26 protein-coding genes and 1 pseudogene are annotated in these 26,023 nt (G+C 67.2%); 10 read left to right on the top strand and 17 right to left on the bottom strand.

The window, feature by feature from the left end:
• Nucleotides 1-47: 47 nt before the first annotated feature.
• Genes LL972_RS08780 through LL972_RS08770 form a run of 3 tightly spaced genes read right to left on the bottom strand, consistent with a single transcriptional unit; the run spans nucleotide 48 to nucleotide 3,123 of the window.
• Nucleotides 48-512 carry a response regulator gene (locus LL972_RS08780; protein WP_104585035.1) on the bottom strand — a complete coding sequence of 155 codons (465 nt, stop codon included), beginning with the start codon at nucleotides 510-512 and terminating at the stop codon, nucleotides 48-50.
• Nucleotides 509-2,419 carry an ATP-binding protein gene (locus LL972_RS08775; protein WP_228327260.1) on the bottom strand — a complete coding sequence of 637 codons (1,911 nt, stop codon included), beginning with the start codon at nucleotides 2,417-2,419 and terminating at the stop codon, nucleotides 509-511. Before LL972_RS08775 ends, LL972_RS08780 begins: the two co-directional genes overlap by 4 nt.
• Nucleotides 2,416-3,123: a helix-turn-helix transcriptional regulator gene (locus tag LL972_RS08770; protein ID WP_228327259.1), complete on the bottom strand. Its 708-nt coding sequence runs from the start codon at nucleotides 3,121-3,123 to the stop codon at nucleotides 2,416-2,418. The genes LL972_RS08775 and LL972_RS08770 overlap by 4 nt, the downstream gene beginning before the upstream one ends.
• A gap of 125 nt (nucleotides 3,124-3,248) precedes the next feature.
• On the opposite strand from LL972_RS08770, the gene LL972_RS08765 reads away from it, so the two are divergent.
• Together LL972_RS08765 and msrA are read left to right on the top strand one after the other, a co-directional pair.
• Nucleotides 3,249-3,764 (top strand): SgcJ/EcaC family oxidoreductase, encoded by a 516-nt coding sequence (locus tag LL972_RS08765; protein ID WP_228327258.1) that lies wholly within the window; start codon nucleotides 3,249-3,251, stop codon nucleotides 3,762-3,764.
• Between the two features lie 82 nt (nucleotides 3,765-3,846).
• Complete coding sequence (msrA, locus tag LL972_RS08760) at nucleotides 3,847-4,497, top strand: peptide-methionine (S)-S-oxide reductase MsrA (protein ID WP_024938252.1); 651 nt, start codon at nucleotides 3,847-3,849, stop codon at nucleotides 4,495-4,497.
• A 332-nt stretch (nucleotides 4,498-4,829) separates the two neighbouring features.
• On the opposite strand, the gene LL972_RS08755 is transcribed toward msrA, so the two are convergent.
• From LL972_RS08755 to ahpC, 6 genes and pseudogenes are all read right to left on the bottom strand, one after another.
• Complete coding sequence (locus LL972_RS08755) at nucleotides 4,830-5,399, bottom strand: type 1 glutamine amidotransferase family protein (RefSeq protein ID WP_104532961.1); 570 nt, start codon at nucleotides 5,397-5,399, stop codon at nucleotides 4,830-4,832.
• A gap of 396 nt (nucleotides 5,400-5,795) precedes the next feature.
• The gene (locus tag LL972_RS08750) at nucleotides 5,796-6,764 is read right to left on the bottom strand and encodes a transaldolase (protein ID WP_228327257.1); all 969 of its coding nucleotides are present in this window, start codon (nucleotides 6,762-6,764) and stop codon (nucleotides 5,796-5,798) included.
• A gap of 75 nt (nucleotides 6,765-6,839) precedes the next feature.
• Nucleotides 6,840-7,264, bottom strand: a pseudogene (rnk, locus tag LL972_RS08745) (nucleoside diphosphate kinase regulator).
• Between the two features lie 457 nt (nucleotides 7,265-7,721).
• The gene (locus LL972_RS08740) at nucleotides 7,722-8,663 is read right to left on the bottom strand and encodes a LysR substrate-binding domain-containing protein (protein ID WP_024940621.1); all 942 of its coding nucleotides are present in this window, start codon (nucleotides 8,661-8,663) and stop codon (nucleotides 7,722-7,724) included.
• 79 nt (nucleotides 8,664-8,742) lie between these two features.
• Nucleotides 8,743-10,335 carry an alkyl hydroperoxide reductase subunit F gene (gene ahpF / locus LL972_RS08735; protein ID WP_228327256.1) on the bottom strand — a complete coding sequence of 531 codons (1,593 nt, stop codon included), beginning with the start codon at nucleotides 10,333-10,335 and terminating at the stop codon, nucleotides 8,743-8,745.
• 217 nt (nucleotides 10,336-10,552) lie between these two features.
• Complete coding sequence (gene ahpC, locus LL972_RS08730) at nucleotides 10,553-11,116, bottom strand: alkyl hydroperoxide reductase subunit C (RefSeq protein ID WP_003488826.1); 564 nt, start codon at nucleotides 11,114-11,116, stop codon at nucleotides 10,553-10,555.
• 200 nt (nucleotides 11,117-11,316) lie between these two features.
• On the opposite strand from ahpC, the gene prmC reads away from it, so the two are divergent.
• On the top strand, nucleotides 11,317-12,180 hold the full coding sequence (prmC, locus tag LL972_RS08725; RefSeq protein WP_228327255.1) for a peptide chain release factor N(5)-glutamine methyltransferase: 864 nt from the start codon (nucleotides 11,317-11,319) through the stop codon (nucleotides 12,178-12,180).
• 255 nt (nucleotides 12,181-12,435) lie between these two features.
• The gene (pip, locus tag LL972_RS08720) at nucleotides 12,436-13,377 is read left to right on the top strand and encodes a prolyl aminopeptidase (protein ID WP_228327254.1); all 942 of its coding nucleotides are present in this window, start codon (nucleotides 12,436-12,438) and stop codon (nucleotides 13,375-13,377) included.
• 233 nt (nucleotides 13,378-13,610) lie between these two features.
• Here the strand turns inward: pip and LL972_RS08715 are convergent, their stop codons facing one another.
• From LL972_RS08715 to LL972_RS08700, 4 genes are read right to left on the bottom strand one after another with little or no spacing between them, the layout of a single operon-like run.
• Nucleotides 13,611-14,414: an N-formylglutamate amidohydrolase gene (locus LL972_RS08715; protein ID WP_228327253.1), complete on the bottom strand. Its 804-nt coding sequence runs from the start codon at nucleotides 14,412-14,414 to the stop codon at nucleotides 13,611-13,613.
• Nucleotides 14,407-14,958, bottom strand: a complete 552-nt coding sequence (locus LL972_RS08710; RefSeq protein ID WP_228327252.1) for an NUDIX hydrolase — start codon at nucleotides 14,956-14,958, stop codon at nucleotides 14,407-14,409. The genes LL972_RS08715 and LL972_RS08710 overlap by 8 nt, the downstream gene beginning before the upstream one ends.
• Nucleotides 14,955-15,941: a 5'-3' exonuclease gene (locus LL972_RS08705; RefSeq protein ID WP_228327251.1), complete on the bottom strand. Its 987-nt coding sequence runs from the start codon at nucleotides 15,939-15,941 to the stop codon at nucleotides 14,955-14,957. Before LL972_RS08705 ends, LL972_RS08710 begins: the two co-directional genes overlap by 4 nt.
• Nucleotides 15,938-16,513 carry a nitroreductase family protein gene (locus tag LL972_RS08700; protein WP_228327250.1) on the bottom strand — a complete coding sequence of 192 codons (576 nt, stop codon included), beginning with the start codon at nucleotides 16,511-16,513 and terminating at the stop codon, nucleotides 15,938-15,940. The genes LL972_RS08705 and LL972_RS08700 overlap by 4 nt, the downstream gene beginning before the upstream one ends.
• Before the next feature lie 129 nt (nucleotides 16,514-16,642).
• On the opposite strand from LL972_RS08700, the gene LL972_RS08695 reads away from it, so the two are divergent.
• Both LL972_RS08695 and LL972_RS08690 read left to right on the top strand, forming a co-directional pair.
• Nucleotides 16,643-17,047: a DUF1631 family protein gene (locus tag LL972_RS08695; RefSeq protein ID WP_228327249.1), complete on the top strand. Its 405-nt coding sequence runs from the start codon at nucleotides 16,643-16,645 to the stop codon at nucleotides 17,045-17,047.
• Between the two features lie 126 nt (nucleotides 17,048-17,173).
• A complete protein-coding gene (locus LL972_RS08690; protein ID WP_228327248.1) occupies nucleotides 17,174-19,534 on the top strand; it encodes a DUF1631 domain-containing protein in 2,361 nt (786 codons plus the stop codon).
• Nucleotides 19,535-19,567: 33 nt separating this feature from the next.
• On the opposite strand, the gene LL972_RS08685 is transcribed toward LL972_RS08690, so the two are convergent.
• Complete coding sequence (locus tag LL972_RS08685; protein WP_228327247.1) at nucleotides 19,568-20,431, bottom strand: alpha/beta hydrolase; 864 nt, start codon at nucleotides 20,429-20,431, stop codon at nucleotides 19,568-19,570.
• A 137-nt stretch (nucleotides 20,432-20,568) separates the two neighbouring features.
• Here LL972_RS08685 and LL972_RS08680 point away from each other — a divergent pair, with 137 nt between their 5' ends.
• Both LL972_RS08680 and LL972_RS08675 read left to right on the top strand, forming a co-directional pair.
• On the top strand, nucleotides 20,569-21,165 hold the full coding sequence (locus LL972_RS08680; RefSeq protein WP_228327246.1) for a TetR/AcrR family transcriptional regulator: 597 nt from the start codon (nucleotides 20,569-20,571) through the stop codon (nucleotides 21,163-21,165).
• A gap of 64 nt (nucleotides 21,166-21,229) precedes the next feature.
• Entirely contained in the window at nucleotides 21,230-22,321 is a 1,092-nt protein-coding gene (locus LL972_RS08675; RefSeq protein WP_228327245.1) for an NAD(P) transhydrogenase subunit alpha, read from the top strand.
• 194 nt (nucleotides 22,322-22,515) lie between these two features.
• Here LL972_RS08675 and LL972_RS08670 read toward each other — a convergent pair whose 3' ends face one another.
• From LL972_RS08670 to LL972_RS08660, 3 genes are read right to left on the bottom strand one after another with little or no spacing between them, the layout of a single operon-like run.
• Nucleotides 22,516-23,007 (bottom strand): DUF3106 domain-containing protein, encoded by a 492-nt coding sequence (locus LL972_RS08670; RefSeq protein WP_228327244.1) that lies wholly within the window; start codon nucleotides 23,005-23,007, stop codon nucleotides 22,516-22,518.
• 5 nt (nucleotides 23,008-23,012) lie between these two features.
• Entirely contained in the window at nucleotides 23,013-23,357 is a 345-nt protein-coding gene (locus tag LL972_RS08665; protein ID WP_228327243.1) for a hypothetical protein, read from the bottom strand.
• A complete protein-coding gene (locus tag LL972_RS08660) occupies nucleotides 23,354-23,917 on the bottom strand; it encodes an RNA polymerase sigma factor (RefSeq protein WP_228327242.1) in 564 nt (187 codons plus the stop codon). Before LL972_RS08660 ends, LL972_RS08665 begins: the two co-directional genes overlap by 4 nt.
• 122 nt (nucleotides 23,918-24,039) lie before the next feature.
• On the opposite strand from LL972_RS08660, the gene LL972_RS08655 reads away from it, so the two are divergent.
• Together LL972_RS08655 and LL972_RS08650 are read left to right on the top strand one after the other, a co-directional pair.
• On the top strand, nucleotides 24,040-24,345 hold the full coding sequence (locus tag LL972_RS08655) for an NAD(P) transhydrogenase subunit alpha (protein WP_228327241.1): 306 nt from the start codon (nucleotides 24,040-24,042) through the stop codon (nucleotides 24,343-24,345).
• Nucleotides 24,342-25,799, top strand: coding sequence for an NAD(P)(+) transhydrogenase (Re/Si-specific) subunit beta (locus LL972_RS08650; RefSeq protein ID WP_228327240.1), 1,458 nt, complete (start codon nucleotides 24,342-24,344; stop codon nucleotides 25,797-25,799). Before LL972_RS08655 ends, LL972_RS08650 begins: the two co-directional genes overlap by 4 nt.
• Nucleotides 25,800-26,023: the final 224 nt, after the last annotated feature.

Raw genomic sequence — 26,023 nt, 5'->3', positions numbered from 1 at the left:
GGTAAACGCCACCTCGCGCCCCGGTGCGCTCCTACGACGTGCACCCATCATCCCGGCTGACGCCACCCGGGCGGCGCGGCCTCCGGCGCCGCCAGCGCCCGCAGGCGTTTGAACAGCACCGTAGTTTCGGCCACGTTCCAGACCCGCAGCGCGACCTCGAAGGTGTCCAGGGGCTTGGTCAAAAAGTCCTTGGCGCCCAGGCCCAGGGCGCGATGGCGCGCGCTGCGGCTGGGGTCGGCGGTGAGCACGATCACCGGCAAAAAGTGGCCGGGGTCGGACAGCCGCGCCAGTTGTTCCAGCAGCGCGTAGCCGTCGAGCTCCGGCATCTTTAGATCCAGCAGGATCAGGTCCGGCGCGAATGCCGACACCAGCCCCATCACCCGTAGCGGGTCGGTGGTGGCGATGACCTGCTGGAAGCCTTCGCGCTGCAGCAGGTCTTCGAGCAACCGTACGTTGGCCGGCTCGTCGTCGACGATGAGGATGCGGGAACCCAGGATTTCGTCGCGTGTCATGCCAGCAGCCCATCGATCACAGTGAAGAATTCCGCCACATCGAGCGGCTTGGTCAGATACGCGCGCACGCCCTGATTGCCGACGCGCGCCAGGGTGGCGGTGGTGGCGTCTGCACTGATCACCACCACCGGCACGCCGGCCGTGGCCGACTGTTCCTGCAACTCGCGCAGCAGGTCTTCGCCGCTGCCGTCGCTCAGATGCAGATCCAGCAGGATCAGGTCCGGTACACCGTGCTGCAGCAGCGCGCGCGCCTGTGCCAGGCTGGCCGCTTCCAGCAGCTGCCATTGCGGGCGACGTTCGCTGAGGGTGCGGATCAGGGCCTGGTTGGACGGGTTGTCCTCGATGCTCAGCAACCGGCACACGCCGCTGCCCGGATTGCTCGTCGGCACGCTGGTGCGCGCCGGCTCGCTGCGTTGCGGTTCGCCCTGCGGCAACGAGATCCAGAAGCGTGCGCCATCGCGGCTGCTGTCCACGCCGATGCGCCCGCCCATCGCTTCGATCAGCCGCTTGCTCAATGCCAGGCCCAAGCCGGTGCCTTCCACCGCCGAGCGCTCTGCACCCAGCCGCTCGAACGGCGTGAACAGCCGCTCGATCTGCGCCGGCGTCAGGCCTGCGCCCTGGTCGGCGACCGTGACGCGTACCTGCTCGCCATCCGGCTGCGCGCTCACCTGCACCTGGCCGCCGGTGCGATTGAACTTGACCGCGTTCGACAGCAGGTTGAGCAGTACCTGGCGCAGCCGCTGCGCATCGGCACGCACTGTCCACGGCCCATCGATGACCGCCGGTTGCAACGCGATGCCATGCTTGTCCGCGTCCGGCGCGATCAGGCCCAGCGCCTCGTGGACGGCCGCGCGCACCGAGATCGGCTCCGGGCTCAGGTCCAGTTGGTCGGCTTCGATCCGCGCGATGTCCAGCAGCTCGGTGATCAGCCCCAGCAGGTGCCGCCCGGCGCCGAGAATATGCTGCAGATGACGGCGATGCCCGGGCTCGGGCAGATCCATTTCCAGCACCTGCGCATAGCCCAGGATCGCATTGAGCGGCGTGCGCAATTCGTGGCTGCTGCGCGACAGGAATTCGGTCTTTGCGCGGTTGGCGGTTTCTGCCTCGCGCCGCGCCAGTTGCGCTTCGGCCGCACGTGCGGCGAGCAGCTCGCTGGCCTGGGCCAGGCGCTGACCGACCTGGCCCAGCTCGTCGCCGGCACGTGGCTGCGGCGCCAGCGGCAGGCCTTCGCCCAGCCGATCGGCGTTGGCGGCCAGGGTGCGCAGGCGCCCGGAGAGCGCCGAGGCAAACCATGCCACCGCAAACACCGCGCCCAGGCCGCCGAGCATTGCCGCACTCAGGGTGATGATCAGGTTGCGCTGACGCAGCCCTTGCGCCTTGGCGGTACGTACCTGCAATTGCGCGGTTTCGTAATTGCGCAGTTCGCGCAGTTCGGCACGCAGGATGTCGAGCTTGTACTTGCCATCCCACAGCTGGCGGATCTCTTCCTCGCGGCTCAGATCCGGCGCCAGCAGACGGCGCCAGCCCTGCATCTTTTCCGCAAACAACGGCTTGATGCGCGCAAACCGCTGCGCCTGCCCCGGGTCGGTGATGCGTTGCGACAGCCGCTCGGCCACCCGTTGCAGGCGCGGCTCGGCATCGCGGTACGGGGTGAGGAATTCGTCGCGGCGCACCAGCCGATAGCCGCGCACGCCGGCTGCGGTTTCGGCCAATAGCGCATGTGCTTCGTACAGATCGCTCAATACTTCCAGCGTCTGCCGCACATCGTTTTCGGCGGCGATGTTCTGCCGCTCCACGCTGTAGATCGCCATCAAGGCGACCGCCAGCAGCAGCAAGGGCAGGGTCACCACCGCCAGGCTCTTGCGGGTGATCGGCCAATCGTTCCAACGCACCGCCAATGCATTCATAGCGCGAGTCCGGCTTGGACCGCGTACACCGCGGCCTGGGTGCGATCTTTTACCTCAAGTTTCTGCAGGATTCGCTCCACATGCACTTTGACCGTGCCGGGAGAAATCCCCAGTTCAGCTGCCAGGGTGGCATTGGTGAGGCCGCGCGGCAGCAATGACAACACCTGCTTCTCGCGCTTGCTGAGCGTGCCGAGGCGGTCGTCCTGCACCGGCTTGCGCCGACGCGTGGCGAGTGGCCTGGCCGGTTCGGCCACCATTGCCGGCAGCAGCAGTGCGAAGGCCTGCAGCGCCTGGACGTCATCGTTGCCGGGGGCGGGGCGGTTGTCGCTCCAGGCGACGCACAGCATGCCGAGGGTGCTGCCCAGCGCATGGATCGGCACCTTGGCCTCGCGGATATCGGCCGGGCGCGGTGGCATCAGCCAGGCCGCCTCATGGCTGTCGCCGGCTGCGCTGGCTCCGGGCGGCAATGCGCGGCCACGGCTGGCCAGCACCTGCGCGCGCGGCCCGCGCTGTGCCAGCACCGCGCCATGTTCCAGTCCAAGCAACAGCAGCACCCGGCCCAGCACCGCGTCGCAGGCCTGTTCCGGCGTCTGTGCCTGGCGCAGTGCCACCGCGGCCTCCCAGAGTGCCTGCCAGCGCGCGCTGTCGGACGCCTCGCGTCGTAGCGTCAGGCGCCAATCGCCAGCATTGGTAGGGGTTTCCATGAGTTCGCTCTAGGCCGATCAGCATATTTGAGTATATGCCACTCGGCAGAATTGTTGGGGCCGCTTGATTTCGATGCTGAGCTTGCCCGCTGAGGCACCCCCCATCTACCACACGGAGATTTCCCATGCGTCGCACTCTGTTCTCTCTGGTTCTGGCTCTGGCTGCCACCCCGGCGCTGGCTGGCGGCGTGATGCATTACACCGACAAGGCCACGTTGCCGCCAGGCGGCGAGGAACGCGAAGTCGCCGCGCTGTTCGACACCTGGAACGCGGCACTGGCGACCGGCAATCCCGACAAGGTGGCCGATCTGTATGCCCCGGACGGTGTGCTGCTGCCGACCGTTTCCAACGAAGTCCGCGCTTCGCGCGAGCAGATCGAAAAGTACTTCGAGATGTTCCTGACCAAGAAGCCGCAGGGCGTCGTCAACTACCGCACCGTGCGTGTGCTCGATGACGACAGCGCGGTGGATGCCGGCGTCTACACCTTCACGCTGACCGACAAGGACGGCAAGAAGAGCAAGGTGCAGGCGCGTTACACCTTCGTGTACGAAAAGCGCAACGACAAGTGGCTGATCATCAACCACCACAGCTCGGCGATGCCGGAAGTGGACACCGCCACCGCCTCGTTGACCAAGAAGTGATGTCGCATCGGCCGTAGTGGCTTGAAAGCCGCTACGGCCGGCGCCATCCAGCAGGCAATCCTCACGATTGCGGAGTTGCACCATGCTGGGAATCGGCGCTTTCAAACAACGCATGCCACGTCCGGGCGAGGCGTTACCCGGACGCGAGCAGGCACTACCGCTCCATAACACCCACCTGATCAACGGCCATCCGTTGCGCGGGGAGTTCACCGGCCTGGCCCAGGTGCAATTCGGGCTTGGCTGCTTCTGGGGTGCAGAACGCAAGTTCTGGAACCTGCCAGGGGTGTACACCACGGCGGTGGGTTACGCCGGCGGCGAAACACCCAACGCCACCTACGGCGAAGTGTGTTCCGGGCAGACCGGCCATACCGAAGCGGTGTTGGTGGTGTACGACGAAGCGTCGGTGTCGTTCGCACAGTTGCTGCGCACGTTCTGGGAAAGCCACGACCCCACCCAGGGCATGCAGCAGGGCAACGACGTCGGCACGCAGTACCGCTCGGCGATCTATTGCACGACACAGGCGCAATACGACGCTGCGCTTGCCAGCCGCGATGCGTACCAGCAGCAACTGGACGCCGCCGGGTATGGCGCGATCACCACGGAGATCCGTTTCCCGGCGCCCACGTTCTATTACGCCGAAGACGATCACCAGCAGTATCTCGCCAAGCATCCCAATGGCTATTGCGGGCTTGGCGGAACGGGAGTGAGCTGCCCGATCGGGCTGGATGCCTGACGGAAAGGCGGGCCGGATTGAAGCGCTGTCATCCACGTGATCGTGGCGGCGTGCCGATGGCCAACAGTGACCGGCAGCGTTATCACGATCAGGCAGCGCATGCGAGTGCATGCCAGGCAACTTGAATGGCTACGTCGGAGACGACGTGGCCATCTTTTTTTTTGCGGCGTGGCCAAGACGCGCCGATACCGCCGCCGGTGGCTGAGAGGCGAACCGGCCCGGCGGATCATTGCGGTCAATCACGACAGCCAATCGGTGCAATGAATCGGTGCGGCGACCCACTGCATCCAGTCAGTGCAGCCAATGCGCCAGGCGTGCCTGAATCCGTGGAATCAGACGAACTCACCGGCGAACATGCCGCGCAGCTGGGCCAGCATGTCGGTGCGTTCGGGATGCAGCAGTCGCATGCAGGCAAGCGCGAAGCCGACCGGGCTGGTGCCGGGCGCGGTGATCACGCCGTCGGCGGTCACCACCTTTTCGTGCCGGTATTGCGCAGCACCGGCGTAGGGCACCACGTGTTCCTGCAGGAAGGCCAGCGCGTTGCTGGTATGCGCGCGTTCGTCGAGCAGGCCGGCATAGGCCAGGGCGATGGTGGCACCGCAGATCGCGGCGACCGGGCGCTGATGCTGCACGCGCTCGACCAACAGGCCGCTCAGGCCGGGAATTTCGCCGGCTTGCCAACGCTCGCTGCCGGGCAGGATCCACAGATCGGCGTCCAGTGGCGCCAGATCGGAGAGGGCGAAGTCCGGGGTGATGCGCAGCCCGCCGATCGACTGCACCGGCTGGCCATCGATGCTGGCGATGGCGACCTGGTCGCCGAACCATTCGCGCGCCGCCGGCAGCACGACGCCAATTTCCCAGTCTGCCACGCCGTCGACCATCACCACTGCAATGTTTGCCATTGTCCGCTACGCCAGTTGAGGAACCCGGATTCTAGGCAGTGCGGGTCCGGCGGGTGTAAGCGACGTGTGGAGAGCGACGTTGATGCGCGCACCGATCAAACCAACACAATCGCGTGGCAGCCCGGTGGCGGCTGCGCAGGCGTCAACGTGCCCACACGCTCACCGATGCCCGGCAAGGCCACCCTTGGCCAGCCGCAGTTCCCGCGCCAGCCTCGCACGCCGAGCTGGGCGAAAGTGGCCGCGGTGAACGGGTGTATTCGCCTTCGAGAAAGTCATCGATCGGCCGGCATCGCCACGCGTGGTGGCTGCAGCATGTCGCCCAGCCAGACGATGCAAATCAAAACGCCTGCAGCCAGGAGGCTGCAGGCGTCGTTGGCGCGAACTGTGGCGCTGCAATCAGCCGGCGAGCTTGTCGGTGATGGTCTTGCGCAGTGCCTGCAGATCCTTGGCGAAGGCATCGATGCCGCTGGCCAGCTTTTCGGTGGCCATCGGGTCGGCCGCCAGATCGGTGGCGAAGCTGTCGCTGTCGATCGGGGTGATCTGCGCGTTGTCGGCCTGCGCAGGCGAGAGCTTGCGCGGCAGTTCGCCATATTCGGCGTCGAGCTTTTCCAGCAGCTCCGGCGAGATGGTCAGCCGGTCGCAACCGGCCAGGGCTTCGATCTGCGCGGTAGAGCGGAACGAGGCGCCCATCACTACGGTGGACGAGCCGCGCTGCTTGAACTCGTTGTAGACCGTGCGCACGAACACCACGCCCGGGTCTTCGTCGATGCTGGCCGGGGTCTGCCCCTGGGCGACGTAGTAGTCCAGGATCCGCCCGACGAAGGGCGAGATCAGGAACACGCCGGCCTCGGCACAGGCCAGTGCCTGCGAGCGGTTGAAGATCAGGGTCAGATTGCAGTCGATGCCTTCGCGCTGCAGCTGGCGGGCGGCTTCGATGCCTTCCCAGGTGGCCGCGACCTTGATCAGGATCTTGTCCTTGGACACGCCACGCTCGGCATACATCGCGATGAACTTGCGCGCCTTGGCGATGGTCGCCTCGGTGTCGTGCGCCAGGTCGGCATCGACTTCGGTGGAGACACGTCCCGGCACCAGTTCGGCCAGCCTGACGCCGACACCGATGGTGAGGCGGTCGGCCACTTCGTTGACGGTGGCGGTGCGGTCTTCGCCACCGTGTTCGCGGCCCCAGGCCAGTTCGCGCTCGATCAGGTCGGCATACACCGGCAGATCCAATGCTTTCTTGAACAGGGTGGGATTGGTGGTGCAGTCGACCGGCTTCAGACGCTTGATGGCGTCGTAGTCGCCGGTGTCGGCAACGACGACGGACAGGTCACGCAACTGGGCAAGCTTGGAGGGAGATGCAGTCATGCGGGTTCTCTCGAATCGTGGAACGGGTCGTGGATAGGACGCAGCGCGCTACGGTAGCGCGCCTGGCGTGGGAAGTCAGGCGCCGGCCAGGGCATGTTGATCGTGCACGGCGCTGACACGCAGACGCAGGTCGCGCCCGTCGGGCGTGCGCCAGTCGATGCTCTGACCGACCGACAGGCCAAGCAGCGCACTGCCGACCGGCGCCAGCACCGAGATGCGGCCGTGCTGCACATCGGCTTCGTGCGGATATACGCGAGGGTGAGCGTATGCCGTTCGCCATGCAGCTCATCTTCGCAATCGATGCGGGAGTGCATGGTGACGACATCGCCGGGAATCTGGTCGGGCGGCACGACGCGTGCGCGGCCCAGTTCGTCACTCAGCGCGGTGGCGGCCGGGTGCTTGTTGAACGCGGGGGAATCGAGCAGGGCCTCAAGCCGGGCGAGGTCATGGCTGGAAACCAGGATGGACGGCGGCAAGCCGCTGTGGTGCTGCGAAGTCATGGCAATCTCCTTGATGACTACCGCTCGCCGACATGGCAAGCGTCACTCACCAGATGAGGGCGCCGTTGCTCGATCGCAATGCATGGCGAGATGGGCGCAGCCTATGGCACCGGTTGAGGCCGGCGCGGCACCGCGCGTCGTGGGCCGTGGCCAGGGATCCGGCAAGCGCGGCAATACATCAGCACACCGACGCGCGCATCAGCGCCCTGCGACGGGGATGGAGTCCGTCGCGCGTCAATGACGCCGCAGCCGCCGGCCGTGTCCAGATGCATCGCATCGTCACCAGCGGGCAAACAAAAAACGACGCTTGCGCGTCGCTTATGTCCGAGAACAGGTGAAAAAACATGACGTCAAGCAACCGCAGCCATGAAACGATCTTGCGATTCCCGATTCCCGATTCCCGATTCCCGATTCCCGATTCCCGATTCCCGATTCCCGATTCCCGATTCCCGATTCCTCAGGCCGCAACCGCCTTAGGCCCAGTTGCCGGCTGGTCCAGCGTAAACAGGCTCTCCGGCAGCTCCTTGAACAACTGCGCCAGCTGCTCCAGGAACGCGGTCATGGCCGAGCTGCGGCGCCAGGCCATGGCGATGCGGCGGCTGGGTTGCTTGTCTTCGCGGAAACGGATCAGGCGGATGTTCTCCGAGCGTGCAACCGGCGGCTTGACCGCCAGCAGCGGCAGCAAGGTCACACCGACATTGGCAGCCACCATCTGGCGCAGCGTCTCCAGGCTGGTGGCCTGGAATTCGGATTTTTCCAGGGCGCCGGCAAGATGGCAGACATCCAGCGCCTGCTCGCGCAGGCAGTGACCGTCTTCCAGCAGCAACAGCCGCTGCTCTGACAGATCGTCCAGCGTCATGCTGTCATGGCGGGAGAGCGGATGACCTTCCGGCACCGCCAGCACGAAGGGTTCCTCGAACAGGAATTCGGCATGCAGCTGTTCATCCTGCAACGGCAGTGCGAGCAGCGCCGCATCCAGACGGCCCTCGCGCAGCTGGTGCACCAACTGATCGCTCTTTTCCTCGATCAGCAGCAGTTCCAGGCGCGGGAAGCGCTCGCGGATCCGCGGCACCACATGCGGCAACAGATACGGCGCCAGGGTGGGAAAGATGCCCAGCCGCACGGTGCCGGCTTCCGGATCCTGGCTGCGCCGCGCGGCTTCCTTCATCTGTTCCACTTCGGCCACGATGCCGCGTGCGCGCATCGCCGCTTCGCGGCCGGCGGGGGTCAGCATCACCTTGCGCGGTGCACGTTCCACCAGCGGCACGCCAAGCTCGTCTTCGAGTTTCTTGATCTGTGTGGACAGCGTCGGTTGACTGACGAAGCACGCCGTCGCGGCACGGCCAAAATGCTTGTGGTCGGCCAGGGCGACCAGATATTTCAGGTCACGCAGATTCATGTGCAGCAGCCCTCATTGCGGTGACGGGGTACGCCTGGAGCTTAGCGCCCGGCCTGGCCGGGCGCTGGCTTGAGTACGCTTACGCAGCCTGGGCGACGTTGTCGGCGCTGACCGGTGCGCTGGAGCGGATCAGGTGATCGAACGCGCTCAACGCAGCCTTGGAACCTTCGCCCATCGCGATCACGATCTGCTTGTACGGCACCGTGGTGGCGTCGCCGGCAGCGAATACGCCCGGAACATTGGTCTGACCACGGTCGTCGACGATGATCTCGCCGCGTGGCGACAACGCCACCGAGCCCTTGAGGAATTCGGTGTTGGGCAGCAGGCCGATCTGCACGAACACGCCTTCCAGATCCATGTGCTGGATGTCGCCGCCGGTGCGGTCCTTGTAGACCAGGCCGGTGACCTTCTGCCCATCGCCAAGCACCTCGGTGGTCTGCGCGCTGGTGATGATGCGCACGTTGTGCAGGCTGCGCAGCTTGCGTTGCAGTACTTCGTCGGCACGCAGCTTGTCGTCGAACTCCACCAGCGTGACATGCGCCACGATACCGGCCAGATCGATCGCGGCCTCGACACCCGAATTGCCGCCGCCGATCACCGCCACGCGCTTGCCCTTGAACAGCGGGCCGTCGCAATGCGGGCAATAGGCCACGCCCTTGTTCTTGTACTGGTCTTCGCCCGGCACGTTCATCTGCCTCCAGCGCGCGCCGGTGGACAGGATCACGGTCTTGCTCTTCAGCGAGGCGCCATTGGCCAGCTTGATCTCGATCAGGCCATCGGCACCGGCCGGGATCAGCTGCTCGGCGCGCTGCAGGTTCATGATGTCCACGTCGTACTGGCGCACATGCTGCTCGAGCGCGGCAGCCATCTTCGGGCCTTCGGTCTCCGGCACCGAGATGAAGTTTTCGATCGACATGGTGTCCAGCACCTGGCCACCGAAGCGCTCGGCGGCCACGCCAGTGCGGATGCCCTTGCGTGCGGCGTACACGGCCGCTGCCGAGCCGGCCGGGCCACCGCCGACCACCAGCACGTCAAAGGCGTCCTTGGCCGCGATCTTGGCGGCGTCGCGCTTTGCCGCATTGGTATCGAGCTTGGCGACGATCTGCTCCAGCGTCATGCGGCCCTGGTCGAACAGCTCGCCGTTCAAGTACACGGTGGGCACCGACATGATCTGGCGGGTCTCGACCTCGTCCTGGAACCACGCACCATCGATGGCCACGTGCTTGATGCGCGGGTTGAGCACGGCGGCAAGATTCAGCGCCTGCACCACGTCCGGGCAGTTCTGGCACGACAGCGAGAAATAGGTCTCGAACTGGTAGTCGCCATCCAGATGCTGCACCTGCTCGATCACGTCGGCGGCAGCCTTGGACGGGTGCCCGCCCACCTGAAGCAGCGCCAGCACCAGCGAGGTGAACTCGTGGCCCATCGGCAGGCCGGCAAAGCGCAGCGAGATGTCCTGGCTGGGCGTGGTCAGCGCGAACGAAGGCTTGCGCTGGTTGTCGTCGCGGTGGATGTCCAGGCTGATCTTGTCCGATAGCAGCACCAGGTCCTCGAGCAGGTCGAGCATTTCGCGCGAGCCGGCGCTGTCGTCGATCGAGGCATTGATCTGGATCGGCCGCGTGACCCGTTCCAGGTAGGCGGTCAGCTGGGTCTTGAGGTTGGCATCCAACATGGAGAACTCCTGGGAATGGGCAAGGGGAGGGCGTGGCGTCGCTGCGGTGGGGCAGGTCGCCGGGGAGGAGGGGATGAACCGCAGCCGGCGCGATGTCGGGAATGCGTGCTGGCGATGGCTGGCGGGCAGCCCGGCACCGGCTCCGGTTCACCCCCGGCCCAGTGCTGGGCCGGAGATGTCCTTGCGGCCTGGGGACAGGCCGCAAGGGATGGTCGATTTAGATCTTGCCGACCAGGTCCAGCGACGGAGCCAGGGTCTTGGCGCCTTCCTTCCACTTGGCCGGGCAGACCTGGCCAGGGTTGTTGGCGACGAACTGGGCAGCGGTCAGCTTGCGCAGCGTCTCGGTGACGTCGCGGGCGATGGAGTTGTCGTGGATTTCCAGGGTCTTGATGACGCCTTCCGGATTGATGATGAAGGTGCCGCGCAGGGCCAGGCCTTCTTCTTCAATGTGCACACCGAACGCGCGGGTCAGCTTGTGGGTCGGGTCGCCGATCAGCGGGAACTGCGCCTTGCCCACGGCCGGCGAGGTTTCGTGCCACACCTTGTGCGAGAAGTGCGTATCGGTGGTGACGATGTAGACCTCGGCGCCTGCCTTCTGGAACGCGGCATAGTTGTCGGCGGCGTCTTCCACTTCGGTCGGGCAGTTGAAGGTGAAGGCGGCCGGCATGAAGATCAGCACCGACCACTTGCCCTTCAGGCTGGCCTCGGTGACTTCGATGAAGTTGCCGTTGTGGTACGCATTCGCCTTGAACGGCTGGACCTGGGTGTTGATGAGAGACATTGAGTTTCCTCGTGCGGTGAAGGGGACGGGGGATGGAACAGTCGCCATGGTAGACAGGATCGATAGATTTCTAAAATCGATTGATGGAATTGTATAGATAGGCTGTGGCTATCGAGTGCGCAGACGGCGTCTGCCGCTGCAGGGGCAGATTCCATCTCCGATAATGGGCGGCCGATGTTGCGCATGAGTGAATGATCCGTATGAGCGAGGACCCAGCCGGTCTTGCCGCCGAGCAGTTGTTGCGGCGGGCAGTCGAGCGGATCGACCGCAGTGACGCCGAGCCGCTGCTGCTGCACGCGCTGGGCCGCGACCGCGCCTGGTTGTTCGCGCATGGCCGCGATCCGGTCGACCCGTCTGTGGCCCGGGCGTTCGAAGCGCTGGTGCAGCGGCGCCAGGCCGGCGAACCGGTGGCGTATCTGACCGGCACGCGTGGGTTCTGGACGCTGGAGCTGGCGGTCTCCGCTGCCACGCTGATCCCGCGCGCCGACACCGAGCTGCTGGTCGAGCTGGCACTCGAGCGCCTGGACGCCTTGCCTGGCCGCCGTGTCGCCGATCTGGGCACCGGCAGCGGCGCGATCGCGCTGGCCATCGCCAGCGAGCGGCCGCAGGCACAGGTGATCGCCACCGACGCCAGTGCGGCGGCGCTGGCGGTTGCCCAGCGCAATGCCGACAGCCACCGGCTGCGCAATGTCGACTGCCGGCAGGGCAGCTGGTTCGCGCCGCTGGCTGGCGAGCGCTTCGATCTGATCGCCAGCAACCCGCCGTATATCGCCGCGCAGGATCCGCATCTGGGTGAGGGCGATCTGCGCTACGAGCCGGCCAGTGCGCTGGCGTCCGGCCCCGATGGCCTGGACGACATCCGCCTGATCGTCGCCGATGCGCCTGCGCATCTGCTGCCGGGCGGCTGGCTGCTGCTCGAACACGGCTGGGACCAGGGCGCGGCGGTGGCCGAGCTGCTGCGGGCGCGCGGCTTCGATGCGGTGGCAACCCATCAGGACCTGGAACAGCGCGACCGGGTGACGCTCGGGCGCTGGTCGCGCGCTGCGGACGGACTAGGCGGCTAGCCACAGTTAGGCTAGCCACAGTTAAAAGCGGTCGTCAGGTGGGTGCAGACGGCACGCTCTGCCCCGGGCCAGGCGCATGGGGCAGTCCGTTCCGGGCGGCAACCGCGCCTGCCTGGCGGCGTGTGCGGGCGTCTTGGTGAGCTGCACCAGGCCTTCGTGTACCGCCCCGCACCTGGCCCTGGTCGATCGCGTGGGTGCGCCCGGCGTGGGTGCGCCGGCTGCCGATACACTAGCGGTTTCCCGCAGGACCGACGCATGCGCACGCTCTATCCCGAGATCACGCCGTACGACCACGGCACCCTCCAGGTCGACGACCGCCACACCCTGTATTTCGAGCAGTGCGGCAATCCGCAGGGCAAGCCGGTGGTGATGTTGCATGGCGGCCCCGGCGGCGGTTGCAACACCAAGATGCGGCGCTTCCACGACCCGGCCAGGTACCGCATCGTGCTGTTCGATCAGCGTGGCGCGGGCCGCTCCACCCCGCATGCCGATCTGGTGAACAACACCACCTGGGACCTGGTCGCCGATATCGAGCGTTTGCGCGAACACCTGGGTATCGCGCGCTGGCAGGTGTTCGGCGGCAGCTGGGGCTCGACGCTGGCGCTGGCCTACGCGCAGACCCATCCGCAGCAGGTCACCGAGCTGGTGCTGCGCGGCATCTTCCTGCTGCGCCGCTTCGAGCTGGAATGGTTCTATCAGCAAGGCGCCAGCCGGCTGTTCCCGGATGCCTGGGAGCACTACATCAACGCGATTCCGCTGGTGGAGCGCGCCGATCTGATCTCTGCCTTCCATCGCCGCCTCACCAGCGACGACGAAGCCACGCGCCTGGCCGCAGCCAAGGCGTGGAGCGTATGGGAAGGTGCCACCAGCTTCCTGCATGTGGACGACGATTTCGTCACAGGGCATGAGGACGCGCACTTTGCACTGGCGTTCGCGCGCATCGAGAACCACTACTTCGTCAACGGCGGTTTCTTCGAGGTCGAAGACCAGCTGCTGCGCGACGCGCACCGCATCGCCGATATCCCCGGCGTGATCGTGCAGGGGCGTTACGACGTGGTATGCCCGATGCAAAGCGCCTGGGATCTACACAAGGCCTGGCCGAAGGCGCAGCTGCAGGTCAGCCCGGCCGCCGGTCATTCGGCATTCGAGCCGGAAAATATCGATGCGCTGGTGCGCGCGACCGATGGGTTTGCCTGAGCGCAACCGGGAGCGTGCACGGGAAGCTGCAGCAGCGCTCGCGTGCCAGCGGTAGGAGCGCACCTGGGCGCGACGTAGGGTAACGGGACGGCCTGTCGCGCCCGGGTGCGCTCCTACGAGGTAACCGTCGTCACCGAGGCTGCGGATCAGCGCGGCCGCCGCATGCCCCGTAGGAGCGCGCTTGCGCGCGATGAGGCGTTACCGATAACGCCCCATCGCGCGCAGGCGCGCTCCTACGGTGATTGCCGATTTGAGTGCGGCAGCAGTGCCTGCGCCAGCGGCGGCAGGATGCGTGCCAGGCGCTGCGCCCAGGCGCGTTGCCCGGTGGCATCGGCAATCAGGTCCTGGCGCAGTTCCAGTTCCACATGCAGCAGCCCGCGGCCTTCGCCGTAGACCGGAATCGCGTAGTCGCTGGTGTCGCTGATCGCGTAGGGCTGGTTGTCGCCGACCACCAGATCCGGCTCCTCGCGCAAGGCCTGCAGCAGCCGGTGCGCCAGCCGGGTGTCGCGGTGGTACAGCACGCCTGCATGCCAGGGCCTTGCATTGCCGGCCATGACCGGGGTGAAGCTGTGCATCGACACCAGCAAGGTCGGCTGCTCGCGCTGCGCACGTGCATCCAGTTCCGCCGCGATGCGCGCGTGGTAGGGCGCGAAGATCTCGTCGATGCGTTGCTGCCGCGCGTCGGCCGACAGCTGCAGGTTGCCGGGAATCGATGTGCCGTCGCTGACTTCGGGTATCAGCGTGGCCGAACCATGCGGACGATTGCAGTCGATCACCAGGCGCGAATAGGTCTGCGCGATGGCGATGGCATCCAGCGCATCGGCCAGCAGGCGGGTGACCTCGGCAATGCCGATATCCCAGCCGATATGGCGGTCCAGTTCGTGCTGCGGCAAGCCGAGATTGGCTAGCCGCGCCGGCACGCGCTGACCGGCGTGGTCGGCAATCAACAGCCACGGCGAGGCGGCCTGCGGGTTGTGTACGCTGAATGCTGCGGGATCGCCGGCACCCAGCAGGCGGGCAGCGGTCGCTTCAGCCACGCGGGGTGCCGTCCAGTGCGTGATCGACCAGATACAGCCCGGCCCACAGCTTGGGATCCATCTGGTAGCCCTCGGCCATCTTCTGCACCAGCCAGGCGCCGACCTGCGCGCGCGGGACCTCGTGCACGGTGATGTCCTCGCTGGCGTCGCCGCCGCCTGCGCCGACCTTGCGCAGGCCGGTGGCGCGCACGAAGGCGATCTTCTCGCTGCTGGCGCCGGCCGAGGTGGGACCGATCATCAGCACTTCGGCGTGTTCGGCGGTCCAGCCGGTTTCTTCTTCCAGCTCGCGAATGGCCGATAGTTCGATCGACTCGTCGGCATGCACGTCGCCGACCAGGCCGGCCGGCATTTCGATGGTGCGTGCCTGCAGCGGCACGCGGAACTGTTCGACGAACAACATCGCATCGTCCGGAGTCACCGCCACGATGATCGCGGCCAGGCCGCCGGCATGCACGCGCTCGGAATATTCCCAGGTGCCGCGCACGACCATGCGCTGGTACTTGCCTTCGTAGACCACGGTGGGCGGGGTGTCGTGTCGGTTCATGGATGCAGACCTTGTTCCAGGGAAACGGGAGTGCGCGGTGCCGGCGCGCCGCTGCACGCGGCCAGCAACCGGCGCCGGGTGAGCGGGCCGAAGCGCAGGCTCTCGCACAATCCACCCAGCATGTCCGCATCGGCTTGCGCGCGCGTGAAGCCGGCATCGGTCAGCGCCAACGGCGCGTCAAGTGCGATGGTGGTGAGCTGACGCCACAGCAGTGCGTGTTCGCGTTGCTCGCGCAGGCGCGCGGCCATCTGCGCCGCGCCGCGCAGGCGCAGGAACGGGATCTCGTCGATGCGTTCCAGCAAGGCATCCAGGCTGCCGAAATGCGACAGCAGGACCGCCGCCGACTTGGCGCCGATGCCGGTGACGCCGGGAATGTTGTCGATCGCATCGCCGCACAGCGCCAGGTAGTCGGCGATCTGATGCGCATGCACGCCGTGGCGCGCCTTGACCCCGTCCATGCCCCACCGCAGGTTGCGCGCGTAATCCCACTGCTCGTCGTGCTCGAGCAGCAACTGCGACAGATCCTTGTCGGCCGACACGATCACCCCGCGCAGGCCATGCGCGCGCACGCTGTGCAAGGCACTGCCGATCAGATCGTCGGCCTCGTAATCGCGGTGCGCCAACACGCTCAGGCCCAGCGCGGCGCACAGCGCCTTGCAATGCGCGAACTGGCGCCGCAACGCATCCGGTGCCGGGGTGCGATTGCCCTTGTAGGCCGGGTAGATCGCATGCCGAAAACAGCTGTCCAGGGCCTCGTCGAAGGCGATGGTGATGTGCGCGGGGTCCTCGCGCTCGAGCAGGTCGAGCAGGAACCGCGCAAAGCCGTGCACGGCATTGGTCGGCCAGTCCTGCGCATCCTGGAATTCATCCGGGATCGAATGCCAGGCGCGGAACACGTACAGGCTGGCGTCGACCAGATACAGCGGGGTCGGGCGACTGATCGCCAGCGGCGCGCCCGCAAGCGTGGGGGGGGGCGTGGTCACGGGGTCCAGTCGCGCAGCAGCGCACGCGGGTCCGGGCGCTCGCGCTCTGGCACCTGCATGCGCGGGGTGCCGATATGGATGAAACCGGCGATGCGCTCGTTCTGCTCCAGGCCCAGGTAGCCGGTCACCGCCGGGTCGTAGGCCATCCATGCGGTCAGCCACTGCGCGCCGAAACCATGTGCCTGCGCGGCCTGCAGCAGCGCGAAACACACGCAGCCGGCGGTGAGCAGCTGTTCCTGCTCGGGCACCTTGTGCCCGGGGCGCAGCGCGGCGATCACCACGATCACCAGCGGCGCATCATTGAAACGGTTGCGGTCTTTTTCGACTGCTGCGGGCGGCGCCAGCGGGTCGGCGGCCTGGGTGCGCTCGGCCAGGAAATCGCCCAGTGCCTGGCGTGCGTCGCCGCTGATACGCAGAAAGCGGAACGGCACCAGCTTGCCGTGGTCGGGCACGCGCACTGCCGAGGCGAGCATGCGCAGCAGGGTGTCTTCATCCGGGCCGGGTTCGCCCAACTGTTTGGAGGGGACCGAGCGGCGCGCGTCCAGCGCCTGGAGCGAATACGGTGCGGGCATAATTTCGGGTCGAGGCGAGGATGCGGGCAATTATAGACGGGCCCTTCCCAACGCCCGCCGCATCATGGCCGGCCGGCCGATGCCGGCCCAACCGTGACTCCCTTCCGTGTTCGTCCTGTGCGCCGCCCGATGACCCAGTTCGTGTCCACACCCGTGTTGTCCAGCCGCAATCCGCACCTGCTTGATCAGGTGCGCGAGAGCGTGCTGGTGCCGCTGGCCGATGCAGGCGTCCACTTCCAGGACGCCTTGGCCGAGGCGCTGTTCCGACTGGCGGCCGATGCCGGCGCGGCACAGAACGACCTTCTGGAAGTCGTCCAGGCGGCGCGGCAGCAGCGTAAGCCGATCACTGCACGGTTTCTTGTGCATCTGGCCAATGCCTGGCAGCGCGATGCAGGACGTGGTCGATGCGCCGAGCCGGCGTCAGCGGCTGAAGGCTTAACCCCCGCAGGCGATGAACGTGCGTTGGCAAGCGCCACCGCAACGATGCAGCTAGGATGTTGGCTTGACACGCAAACCTTGGGCGGTCACGAGTAAAGTGCGAACTTTGTCACACTTAACAAACGAGCGAAACGCCTACCATGCGATGGCGGAATTTGGGGCCGCGTCTGTTTTTTCTCGTTTGAATATTTTCACGCCTGCAGGGGCGGGGAGCCTTTGCGCATGACTTTTCAGCCCAGTCCGTCGGGACATCCGGGCCGTGACCAACGCTTGCTCGAACAGGCGCACGCCGTGTTCGTGCCCCCACTGGCGCAGGTGTTCGCAGCTGCAGTCGCACACTTTGACGATGTGCTGTTCGATCGCGCCGAATCCGCGGGCGCATCACAGTTGCTGTTTCTCGATGGCATGCGCGAATTGCGCCGCAAGCGCGATGAGGTGGCCACGCAGTTCCGCCAGCAGCTGGACGACGGCTGGCAGGCGCTGCTGCTGGGCGAGCCCTTGTCGGCCGAGGTGGTCCTGGCAGGCGACATCGGCACCGGCCCGCTGAGTCTGGTGCCCGAACACGTACTCGAATCGCGGCTGGCGGTGCGCAATCTGGCCACCGTGCTGCTGCGCGACTTCAAGCAGGTGCTGGCGCGGGTGAACCGCCGCCTGGGCTGGATCGCCGGCGGCCTGGAGCTGGTGGCCGACACCAATCCGCTGGGTCCGGAACATCTGGGCGTGGCGATCCACGAAGCCTTCGCCACCTGCGACCTGGCGCCGGAAGTGCGCCTGGTGCTGATCAAGCTGTGCGAACGCGACCTGGCCGAGCCGATCGGTAAGTTGTATGCGCGTCTGGACGAGACGCTGGCCAAGGCCGGCGTCATGCCGGAAATCTCCCAGCCCAAGCGCCCGCCACCGCGCGCGCAGCCCCGCGGCGAGACGCCCGAAGAGCGCGCGCAGGTCGAGGCCCAGGGCGCGGCGGCCCAGATGGGCGGTGACGATCTCAACGACCAATACGCACCGGCCTGGGCCAACCGTTTTCTGGACCGCTGGGCGCATAGCCGCGGCCGCATGCAGGCGGCCACCCAGCGTGGCCAGGCCGACGGCGGCAACGGTGCGGGCGGCACGGACAGTGGCGAGGCCGATCATCCCGGCGGCAGCCAGGGCATGCTGCTGGAAGCGCTGCACGAATTGCTGCAGCAGACCCGCAGCGTGCGCGACAACACCGCCTCTGCCGCGTCGGTGGCGGTGGGCCAGCAACGCCCGCTGAGCCAGCGCGAAATGATGTCTGTGCTGTCGTTGCTGCAGGCCACGCCGAGCGCGACGCTGCAGGCGGCGATCGGCGACGACACCGAGTCGCTGGCCCAGCGGCTGAAGAACGAAGTGCTGTCCAGCGCCACGCGGCTGGGCGTGGACCCGGCGACCGCGCGCCTGGACCCGATGGACGAGGATGCGATCGATCTGGTCGGCATGCTGTTCGACGTGATGCTGGACGAACGCGACCTGGAAAACCGCTCGCGCGAAATGATCGGCCGCCTGGTGGTGCCTTTCGTCAAGGTCGCGTTGCTGGACCGCAAGATGTTCGTGCAGAAGACCCATCCCGCGCGGCGCCTGCTCAATTCGCTGGCCGAGGCCTGCGAAGGCAACAACGGCGACAGCGCCGCCGAGCGCGTGCTGATGGGCAAGGTCGAGGAAATTGTCGACCGCCTGGTGGCCGAATTCAACGAGAACCTGGCGATCTTCCTGACCCTGGAAGAGGAATTCCGCGATTTTCTGTCCCAGCACCGGCGCCGGGTGGAGATCGCCGAGCGCCGCGCCACCGAAACCCAGCGCGGCCAGGAAAAGCTCGAGCTGGCACGCAGCCGCGCGCTGTCGGAGCTAGAACAGCGCGCCCAGGCCGCCACGCCGCTGCCCAAGGCCGTGGAGGACTTCCTGCGTCAGCCGTGGCTGCACCACCTGACCATGGCGATCCTGCGCGACGGCGACGAAGGTCCCGGCACGGTCGAGGCCCTGGCCCTGGCCGATGGCGTGCTGGAAGAACTGGCAGAAGCGCGTCGCCATATCGTCGGCAAGCCGTGGCTGCAGGTCTGGCAGCCGGCCCTGCATCGCGTGTTTGCCAGCATCGGCCTGCACGGCGATGCGGTGGTGGTGGCGATCGGCGCACTGCACGACACCCTGCAGGCGATTGCCGAAGCGCGTCCCGAGCTGGAAAAGGCCTTGCCGGAGCTGCCGCAGGTCAACCTGCCGCCGCCGGCTGCCGAAAGCGTCAGCGTGGTGCTCGGCGCCGAGGCGGTGGCGCAGAGCATCGACAGCGCCGATGCCGAGCGTTTTCGCGCGATGGATATCGGCACCTGGCTGGATTTTGTCGACAAGGACGGCAAGGTGCAGGCGGGCAAGCTGTCGTGGGTGAGTCCGATCTCGCAGCGGCTGCTGTTCGTCAATCGCCGCGGCGTGCGTTTCTGCGTCGCCTCGCCGGAGGAACTGGCGGTGATGGTGCGCCTGGGCCGGCTGCGCGAACACATCAACGACGGTGCCTTCGACAGCGCCATGCAGGGTGTCATCGACCGCCTGGATCCGCTGCACAACAGCACCGTGCATTAGCGGGGGCGATGCGCCCGACGCATCGCCGCGCGTTCAGGCCTGTGCCGGGCCGATAAAGCGCAGTGCTGCCTCGATGACCGAGGCATGGTCGACCATGCGGTTGTGCCCCAGGCCGTCGGTGGTCACCAACTGCGCCTGCGGCCAAAGCGCCGCGAAGCGCGCGCCTTCTTCCCAGGGCGTCTCGCGGTCGCGGCGGTCGTGGATGATCAGGGCCGGGCGCTGGAAGCGCGGCAGATGCGGGGACGCATCGAAATCGGCAAAGCGTTTGCCGGTGATTTTGTGCAGCAGATTCTCGAACGGGACGAAGGTCCTGGCCGCGATGCCGAAGGCGCGGAACTGGCGGTGCGCAGCGTCGGCCGGGGCCAGCAATGGCGCGATCAGGACGTAGCGCGCCGGCTGCCAGGCGGCTTCGTCGGCGAACACGATCGATGCCGAGCCCAGCGAATGGCCGATGAAGGCGGCCGGTTGGCCGAACTGCCGCCCGATCTGGCGCAGCACCTCGACAAAGTGCGGCATGTAGCTGATGCGTCCACCGCTCAACCCGTGCCCGGCCTGGTCGAAGGCCACCACCGCATAGCCCAGCGCCTGCAGCCGTGGCACCCAGGCGGCGAAGCGCAGGCCATAGCTGGACCAGCCATGGGAGAGCAGGACATAGGGTTGCCGCGCCGGATCGCCCCAGACATACACCGCGATGTCGATGCCATCGATGGACAGGCTGTCGCGGCCGACGTCGGACAGCGTGGCCAGGGTGGAGGCGGCGTGCCGGCGCGATGCCGCATCCGGCGTCACGAAGCGGCGCGCCAGCAGGCGACCGGTCGGGCCGGGGGCCAGGCGGCTGGCCAACCCGAACAGCGCGCGGGTCAGGCGCATGCGCCAGCGGGAGGATGCCTTAGCCATGGGAACACTCGCTGGGGGAAGGGCTGCATCCGCCGCCAAATCTTGACGCTGGCAAGATGCGGAGGCGAGTCTGCACCGCCAATCTTGTCAGCGTCAAGATTCCCTGCTCCAATGAAATCCCGAATTGCGAAGCCGCCATGTCCCGCGCGTCCAAGCCAGCGACGTATCACCACGGCGATCTGCCCGCCGCCCTGCGCCGGGCTGCCTGGGAGATCGTCGGCGAATCGGGCCCGCGCGGGCTGAGCCTGCGCGAGTGCGCCCGCCGTGCGGGCGTTTCGCACGCCGCGCCGGCACATCATTTCGGCTCGTTGGAAGGCCTGGTGGTGGAACTGGTCGCCGACGGTTACGAATGCATGGTCGAGTGGATCGTCCAGGCCCAGCGCGAGGTCGACCCATTGCTGGGCGGCGGCCTGGGCTACGTCCGGTTCGCCATCGCCTACCCGCAGCAGTTTCGCCTGATGCAGAGCCTGCAGCCGCAGCGGCGCAGCCTGCCGCGCCTGCTGGCGGCCACCGACGCGGCGATGGCCTGTCTGCGCGATGCCTTGCATGCGGCCTGGCTGGCCCGGCACGGCAGCGCGCCGGATGCGCAATTGCTGCATCAGCGGGTGTTGCTGGCCTGGAGCGCGGCACATGGCTATGCGTGTCTGGCCATCGACCACCGCACCGACGCGGTGGCGCTGGCGCCGCCCGAGCAGTTGCTCGCCCCGATGCTGCCGGCCTTGCTGACGCCCTGAGCGTGGCAGCCGCGCGTGCTCTGCTAGCATCGCCGCGACGATAGGCGCGCGACTGGAGCAACGCATGGCTGTGCAGGTGCTGGTGCTGAAAGAACACGCGGCAGGCGAGCGGCGTGTCGCCGCCACGCCGGAAACGGTCAAGAAACTGGTCGCGCTTGGCGCCAGCGTGTGGATCGAGCCGGGCGCCGGTGGCGCCAGCAGCATGGCCGACGCGGCGTACCTGCAGGCCGGGGCGCAGCTTGCCACGGCACAGACGCTGGCCCAGGCCGAGGTGCTGCTGAGCGTGCAGGCACCGCCGACCGAGGCGCTGCAGCAGTGCAAGCCCCACACCGTGCTGATCGGCATGCTGGCACCGGACGCCGACCCGGCACGTGCGCAGGCGATTGCCACCGGTGAGCTGGTGGCGTTTCCGCTGGAGCGCCTGCCGCGCACCACGCGTGCGCAATCGATGGACGTCTTGAGTTCGCAGGCCGGCATGGCCGGCTACAAGGCGATGCTGATCGCCGCGCAACTGGCACCACGCTTCTTTCCGATGCTGACCACCGCCGCCGGCACCATGCGCCCGTGCAAGGTGCTGGTGATCGGTGCGGGCGTGGCCGGGCTGCAGGCGATCGCCACCGCCAAACGACTGGGCGCGCAGGTCGAAGGCTTCGATGTGCGCCCGGAAACGCGCGAGCAGATCGCCTCGCTGGGCGCGCGCTTCCTGGATCTTGGCGTGAGCGCGGCCGGCGAGGGCGGTTATGCGCGCCAGCTCACCGACGAGGAGCGTGCCGAACAGCAACGCCGTCTGGCCGACCATCTCAAGGGCGTGGACGTGGTGGTCTGCACCGCCGCCGTGCCCGGCCGGCCGGCGCCCAAGATCCTGAGCAGGGAGATGCTGCACGGCATGCGCGCCGGCAGCGTGATCGTCGACCTGGCCGCGGAAACCGGCGGCAACTGTGCCGCCACCCGGCCCGGCGATACCTATGAGCTGGACGGCGTGGTGATCGCCGGCCCGCTCGATCTGGCCAGCCAGGGCGCGGTGCATGCCAGCGAGATGTTCGCGCGCAATGTCTACGCGTTCGCCGCATTGCTGATCAAGAATGGCGCGCTGTCGTTCGACTGGGACGACGAACTGCTGGCGAAAACCCGCTGGTCGGCGACATCGGCTGCATAGCTCCGCTGAGCCGCTGAGCCGCTGAGCCTTGAGCGTTGATGTTCTGGGTAGGAGCGCGCTGGCGCGCGATGGAGCGTTACCGATAAAGCTCCATCGCGCGCCAGCGCGCTCCTACAGTGGCCGCACGCACGTCCGCCTGCGACCGGGGCGCACCCGTGCGATGGCGTGTCGCGCTCGCCGCGGCGGCGCTGCCGTCAATCGTCGGTTGGCGGATGCTCGCGCAGCCACGTGCTGCGCTCGGCCGGGCTCATCTTCTGCCAGCGTTGCTGCAGCTCATTGCGTTGTTGCTGGTTGAGCGTGCGCATGCGTTCGAACAAGGCCTTGGCCTCGCGACGTTGCTCGGGGCTCATGTTGCGGAAGCGGTCCATGCCGGCCTTGGCCTGTTTGCGCTGCTCCGGGGTCATGTCCAGCCAGCGGCGCGCATGGCGATACATGCGCGGGCGTTCTTCCGGCACATCGTTCCAGCGCTCGCGCAGCGCATCGATCAGCACCTGCCGCTGCTGCGGGGTGAGCTTGTCCCACTCGGGCATCGGCGTGTCTGCCTCGCGCGGTCCGGGTCCTCGCGGGCCGGGGCCATCGGGCGGTGGCGGTCCCGGCGGTCCCGGGGAATGGGCCTGGGCCAGCAAGGAGGCGCAGGGCGCGGCGCACAGCAGCAGGGTCAACAACAGGCGGGTGGTGCGGGTCATCGTGCTTATTCCATGGCCAGGGCGGTGTCGGACCCCAGCCAGACGTACAGGTCCGGATTCTGGGTCAGCATGTCGTCGGTATCGGTGGTGGTGCCGGCGACCAGCTGGGTCGGAGCGCGGTCCAGCGAGGCGCGCTCGCCCGGACGCAGCTGCAGGCCGATGCCGACCGCCAGCAGCCCGGAACACGCGGTCGCCAGCAACCAGTAGCCGCGTCGGGCGCGCGAGGGAGCGGTCGCATGCCGAGCCTGGCGCAGGCGCGCCAGGGTCTGCGGCGGCAGGCTGGTGAGTGCGGTGGCATGCAGCTGGCGCAGTCGCGCATCCAGCTCGGCCGGGTTAGGAGAGCGGTTCACAGGAAATCCTCGAACTGTGTTTGCAACGCGTCGCGCGCACGCGACAGGTGGGTTTTGACCGAGCCTTCCGAGCAGCCCATCGCCTTGGCGGTGGTGGCCACGTCCAGGTCTTCCAGCACCCGCAGCGTGAACGCTTCGCGCTGGCGCGCCGGCAGGCTGCGCAAGGCCTCGACCAGCCGTTGGTAGGCCTGTTGATGCTGTTGTTCATCCACCGGCCCGGTGCCGGGGTCGGCCCAGTCGATGGTGCCTTCGTCGTCGGAGCGCTCGGCCGGCGCCCAGAATTTCAGGCGGAAGCTGCGCCGGCGCTGCAGGTCGATGATGCGGCTGCGCAGGATGCTCCAGAACAGCGGCGTCCATTCGGCGGCCGGGCGCTCGCGATAGCCGAGCAGCTTCACCATGGCGTCCTGCACCGCGTCCAGCGCATCCTCGCGGTGCCGCAGGCCGGCCTCGGCAAACCGGAACGCACGCGGGCCGATGCCGGCCAGGAAGGCGTCCAGCGAAACGGGCGCGGTGGCGGCCGGTGCGGCAGGTTGCGGATCGAAAGGGGTTCCCACCAGCACAGCGTAGCTCCGCGGAGACGATACGACGTCAACGGGCGAGCGCCGATTCGGTTGACACGCGCCCGAGCGCGTACGGCGTGGGTATGATCGGCGGGCCGCACCGGCCAGTGGAGCGAACGACGATGAGCGACGGATTCGTAGCGCTGTACATCTTCATGCTGGCGGCCATCGCCGGCCACGTGATCATCTCGCGGGTGCCGGTGATCCTGCATACCCCGCTGATGTCCGGCTCCAACTTCATCCATGGCATCGTGCTGATCGGCGCGATGGTGGTGCTCGGGCATGCCGATACCACGCTGGAAAAAGCGCTGGGATGTGTCGCGGTGATGCTGGGGGCGGGCAACGCGGCCGGCGGTTACGTGGTGACCGAGCGGATGCTGGACATGTTCAAGTCCAGCAAGAAGCCGCCGGGCGGGGACGCGCCATGAACGTCTCCACCGCCGAGTTGCTGGCGTGGCTGGTGAAGTCCAGCTACCTGGTCGCGGCGACCTTGTTTCTGCTCGGGCTGCAGCGCATGGCCTCGCCGCTGACCGCGCGCAGCGGCATCCGCTGGGCCGGGCTGGGCATGCTGATCGCCACGGTGGCGACGTTCTTCCTGCCCGAGCTGCATAACATGCCGTTGATCCTGGCCGCGCTGGCGATCGGCACCGGGGTGGCGTGGTGGTCGGCCAGGAAGGTCGCCATCACCGACATGCCGCAGATGGTGGCCTTGTACAACGGCATGGGCGGCGGCTCGGCGGCGGCGATCGGGGCGGTGGAGTTGCTGCGCTTTGCCTTCTTCGCCAACCGCGACACCACCCACTGGAGCGCACAGGCCATCGCCGAACTGGCGGCGCGGCGGCCGGATACCACCACCGTGGTGCTGGCGGTGGTCGGCTCGGCAATCGGCGCGGTGTCGCTGTCCGGCTCGATCGTGGCCTGGGCCAAGCTGGATGGCCGGCTCGACCGCCGGGTGAGCTTTCCTGGCCAGCAAGCGTTCAATCTGGTGGTGGCACTGGCGGTGCTGGTGCTTGGCATCTGGGCGGCCAGCAGTCTGCAGCCGTTGGCGATCATCGCCTTCTTCCTGGTCGCGCTGGCGCTGGGCGTGTTGATGACCCTGCCGATCGGCGGCGCCGACATGCCGGTGGTGATCTCGCTGTACAACGCGTTCACCGGCCTGGCGGTCGCGTTCGAAGGCTATGTCTTGGGCAACGAGGGGCTGATCATCGCCGGCATGATGGTCGGCGCGGCCGGCATCCTGCTGACGCGCTTGATGGCCAAGGCGATGAACCGGCCGATCAGCGGGGTGTTGTTCTCCAACTTCGGCGGCGGCGGGCAGGCGCAGGAAATCAGCGGCGCGCAGAAGCCGATCGAGGCCGGCAACGTGGCGGCGATGATGGCGTTTGCCGAGCGGGTGGTGATCGTGCCCGGCTACGGGATGGCGGTGGCGCAGGCGCAGCACAAGATCTGGGAGCTGGCGCAGCGGCTGATTGTGCGCGGGGTCAAGGTGAAGTTCGCGATCCACCCGGTCGCCGGACGCATGCCCGGACACATGAACGTGCTGCTGGCCGAAGCCGGCGTGCCTTACGACCTGATCGCCGACATGGACGACATCAACCCCGAGTTCGCCAGCACCGATGTGTCGCTGGTGATCGGCGCCAACGACGTGGTCAACCCGGTGGCCAGGACCGACCCGGCCAGCCCGATCTACGGCATGCCGATTCTGGACGTGGTCAATTCGAGGAACACGGTGGTGATCAAGCGCGGCAAGGGCACCGGCTTTGCCGGCATCGAAAACGCGCTGTTCTACGCCGACAACACCCGCATGTTGTACGGCGATGGCGCGGAAGCGGCCGGCGCGCTGGTCAGCGAGCTGAAGGCGCTGGATGGGGGCGGTCATTGAGGCGTCGTGCGACTGATGTAGCGGATGAACTTGAAAAGCCGATTGGTCTAGGGCGCAGTGTCCTCACCGCTTGCGGGACACGCCGTGAACCGGTCCCTTGGGGCTCGGTGGCGGCATCCATGCCGCCACACGGTCCCGCAATCGGCGAGGACACCGCACCAGACGGTTGTTCGGCTACCTTATAAAAACCAAGCACACCGATCATCTTGACTGGCCCTTGCCCG

Source organism: Xanthomonas campestris pv. asclepiadis (genome assembly GCF_020784175.1).
Taxonomy (GTDB): Bacteria; Pseudomonadota; Gammaproteobacteria; order Xanthomonadales; family Xanthomonadaceae; genus Xanthomonas; species Xanthomonas campestris_D.
The sequence above is the reverse complement of the archived record's forward strand: the minus strand, read 5'-3'. Positions and strand labels throughout refer to the sequence as shown.

What these genes read in the sequence shown, in the direction of transcription:
- LL972_RS08780 (WP_104585035.1), bottom strand. Translation starts at nt 512, where the DNA reads ATGACACGCGACGAAATCCTGGGTTCCCGCATCCTCATCGTCGACGAC.
- LL972_RS08770 (WP_228327259.1), bottom strand. Translation starts at nt 3,123, where the DNA reads ATGGAAACCCCTACCAATGCTGGCGATTGGCGCCTGACGCTACGACGC.
- LL972_RS08755 (WP_104532961.1), bottom strand. Translation starts at nt 5,399, where the DNA reads ATGGCAAACATTGCAGTGGTGATGGTCGACGGCGTGGCAGACTGGGAA.
- LL972_RS08710 (WP_228327252.1), bottom strand. Translation starts at nt 14,958, where the DNA reads ATGAACCGACACGACACCCCGCCCACCGTGGTCTACGAAGGCAAGTAC.
- LL972_RS08650 (WP_228327240.1), top strand. Translation starts at nt 24,342, where the DNA reads ATGAACGTCTCCACCGCCGAGTTGCTGGCGTGGCTGGTGAAGTCCAGC.
- LL972_RS08680 (WP_228327246.1), top strand. Translation starts at nt 20,569, where the DNA reads ATGTCCCGCGCGTCCAAGCCAGCGACGTATCACCACGGCGATCTGCCC.
- ahpF (WP_228327256.1), bottom strand. Translation starts at nt 10,335, where the DNA reads ATGTTGGATGCCAACCTCAAGACCCAGCTGACCGCCTACCTGGAACGG.
- LL972_RS08700 (WP_228327250.1), bottom strand. Translation starts at nt 16,513, where the DNA reads ATGCCCGCACCGTATTCGCTCCAGGCGCTGGACGCGCGCCGCTCGGTC.
- LL972_RS08775 (WP_228327260.1), bottom strand. Translation starts at nt 2,419, where the DNA reads ATGAATGCATTGGCGGTGCGTTGGAACGATTGGCCGATCACCCGCAAG.
- ahpC (WP_003488826.1), bottom strand. Translation starts at nt 11,116, where the DNA reads ATGTCTCTCATCAACACCCAGGTCCAGCCGTTCAAGGCGAATGCGTAC.
- LL972_RS08690 (WP_228327248.1), top strand. Translation starts at nt 17,174, where the DNA reads ATGACTTTTCAGCCCAGTCCGTCGGGACATCCGGGCCGTGACCAACGC.
- LL972_RS08675 (WP_228327245.1), top strand. Translation starts at nt 21,230, where the DNA reads ATGGCTGTGCAGGTGCTGGTGCTGAAAGAACACGCGGCAGGCGAGCGG.
- LL972_RS08740 (WP_024940621.1), bottom strand. Translation starts at nt 8,663, where the DNA reads ATGAATCTGCGTGACCTGAAATATCTGGTCGCCCTGGCCGACCACAAG.
- LL972_RS08750 (WP_228327257.1), bottom strand. Translation starts at nt 6,764, where the DNA reads ATGACTGCATCTCCCTCCAAGCTTGCCCAGTTGCGTGACCTGTCCGTC.
- LL972_RS08695 (WP_228327249.1), top strand. Translation starts at nt 16,643, where the DNA reads ATGACCCAGTTCGTGTCCACACCCGTGTTGTCCAGCCGCAATCCGCAC.
- msrA (WP_024938252.1), top strand. Translation starts at nt 3,847, where the DNA reads ATGCTGGGAATCGGCGCTTTCAAACAACGCATGCCACGTCCGGGCGAG.
- LL972_RS08655 (WP_228327241.1), top strand. Translation starts at nt 24,040, where the DNA reads ATGAGCGACGGATTCGTAGCGCTGTACATCTTCATGCTGGCGGCCATC.
- LL972_RS08765 (WP_228327258.1), top strand. Translation starts at nt 3,249, where the DNA reads ATGCGTCGCACTCTGTTCTCTCTGGTTCTGGCTCTGGCTGCCACCCCG.
- pip (WP_228327254.1), top strand. Translation starts at nt 12,436, where the DNA reads ATGCGCACGCTCTATCCCGAGATCACGCCGTACGACCACGGCACCCTC.
- LL972_RS08685 (WP_228327247.1), bottom strand. Translation starts at nt 20,431, where the DNA reads ATGGCTAAGGCATCCTCCCGCTGGCGCATGCGCCTGACCCGCGCGCTG.
- prmC (WP_228327255.1), top strand. Translation starts at nt 11,317, where the DNA reads ATGAGCGAGGACCCAGCCGGTCTTGCCGCCGAGCAGTTGTTGCGGCGG.
- LL972_RS08670 (WP_228327244.1), bottom strand. Translation starts at nt 23,007, where the DNA reads ATGACCCGCACCACCCGCCTGTTGTTGACCCTGCTGCTGTGCGCCGCG.